This window comes from Thiohalophilus sp. (assembly GCF_031581315.1).
Classification (GTDB): Bacteria; Pseudomonadota; Gammaproteobacteria; order UBA6429; family Thiohalophilaceae; genus Thiohalophilus.
This window is the reverse complement of the sequence record NZ_JAVLAZ010000181.1, coordinates 1-1,707: the sequence shown is the minus strand read 5'-3', so window position 1 is coordinate 1,707 and position 1,707 is coordinate 1. Positions and strand designations below refer to the sequence as shown.

The 1,707-nt window shown below is 56.0% G+C and carries 2 protein-coding genes; both read right to left on the bottom strand.

The features are described 5' to 3' along the window. Positions 1-1,367 (bottom strand): membrane-bound lytic murein transglycosylase MltF (mltF, locus tag RI563_RS13370; protein WP_310694877.1); only part of this gene is annotated, 1,367 nt, incomplete at its 3' end. A gap of 140 nt (positions 1,368-1,507) precedes the next feature. After that, on the bottom strand, positions 1,508-1,707 hold a 200-nt coding region (locus RI563_RS13365; protein ID WP_310694876.1), incomplete at its 5' end, for a hypothetical protein.

The following is a 1,707-nucleotide window of genomic DNA, read 5'->3' as shown; positions in this document are numbered from 1 at the left end:
GGTTTTGGGCTGGTACGTAAGTGCCAGCGCAGGATGTCGTAATAACTGCGAATATTATCGACATACGTTACCGGCTCATGACCGCGGGCATAACCGTAACGGGTTTGCCGATACCATTTACGCTGGGTTAACAGCGGCAGATTGCTTTTAACGTCGGACCATTTGTTCGGATCGCCACCGCGTTGTTCGGTAATTCTCTGGACATCCCGCACATGTCCGAAGCCGACATTATAGGCGGCCAGCGTGAACCACATCCGATCGTCTTCGGGAATATCCTCAAAACGTTGATAGAGGCTCTTGATATAACGGGCGCCACCCTGAATGCTCTGGGCCGGGTCAGTCCGGTCCGCGATATCCAGCTGGTTGGCTGTGACGTTGGTCAGCATCATCATGCCACGTACCCCGGTCGGTGATACAGCCAGTGGGTTCCAGTGTGATTCCTGATAGGCCACGGCCGCTAACAGGCGCCAGTCGAGATTGGTATGTGCGGCGGCCTTTTTGAACAGCTTGCGATAGTTCGGCATGCGGCTGCGCATGTGATGCATGAAAAAGGGTGTGCCGGCGTAGTCGTAGTTACGCACGTACTCATAATTCTGTTTAATCCTATGTGCCAGTTCGCCGGATTCGCGCAGCGTCTCGAAGAAATGTTCCACCTCGTCGTAGAGCGAGGTGTCTTCACTTCGGGGCAGGGCCCAGGCAAGCTGCCGGGGTTTTGACAGGTCGAAAGCCACCCGCAGCTCGGGGAAATAGCGCCGGTTAATTGCCACCTCGTTGGAATCGGCAACGGTGTAATCAATCAGCCCCTGGGCCACCAGCGACAGCAATTCGGTGCTGCCTGCTTCAGCGTTTTCATGCCACTGGAGATCGGGGCGTGACTGTTGTATCTGGCGTAACTGCTCGGCATGGCTGCTGTTGGCAACCACCTCCAGATAGCCTTGCCGGAGATCGGCGAAATCCCGCGGTTCGGGCAGGGTGTCCTGTCGATATACCAGTTGTGGCGTGATTTGCTGATACGCCGGGGCAAAGCGGACCTGGCGGCGCCGCTGTTCGGTCACGGTCAGGCCGGCGGCGGCCAGATCGGCACGCCCCTTGCGCAGACCGATAAACATTTCTTCCAGGTTGTCTTTGACGACCAGTTTCAGACGTACGCCAAGGTGATCGGCAAAGGACCGGGCCAGATCGTATTCCAGCCCGGCCGGGCCCCGGGGCCCCTGATAATAGGTGGTGGGGGCATTGCGGGTGTAGACGCGCAACTCACCGCTGTCGAGCACCTGTTCCAGCGCACTGTGCTGCGGTGTGCAGGCATTGAGCGCCACGCCTATCAGCGTCGCCCCGCCCAGCAGTGTTGCGAAAACCCGTCGTTGCATTCGGTCTTTACCTTTCGGTCTGTGAACTGGTTATCGGTTTGTTACTTTAAGCTTGGAGTACAATTGCCAAACCACAAGTCCGTTCCACGTTTTTCGGCCGCAGAATAAAAAACTTCAATATTATAACATCCTAATATTGGTCAATCACACATCATATTCACCCACCTTGCCGTGACGGCTTCTATAACCACTTGATTAGTAATGAAATAGCAACAGCTTCGAGCGCCGCAGGCGACCGGAACAACTTGGGTCGGGTTGGATTGGCGTTGTTGCACCGCCCGGGCATCTGGTTTAACCTTGCGCGCTTTCTTGAGTGCTGAGTGCTGAGTGCTGAGTGCTG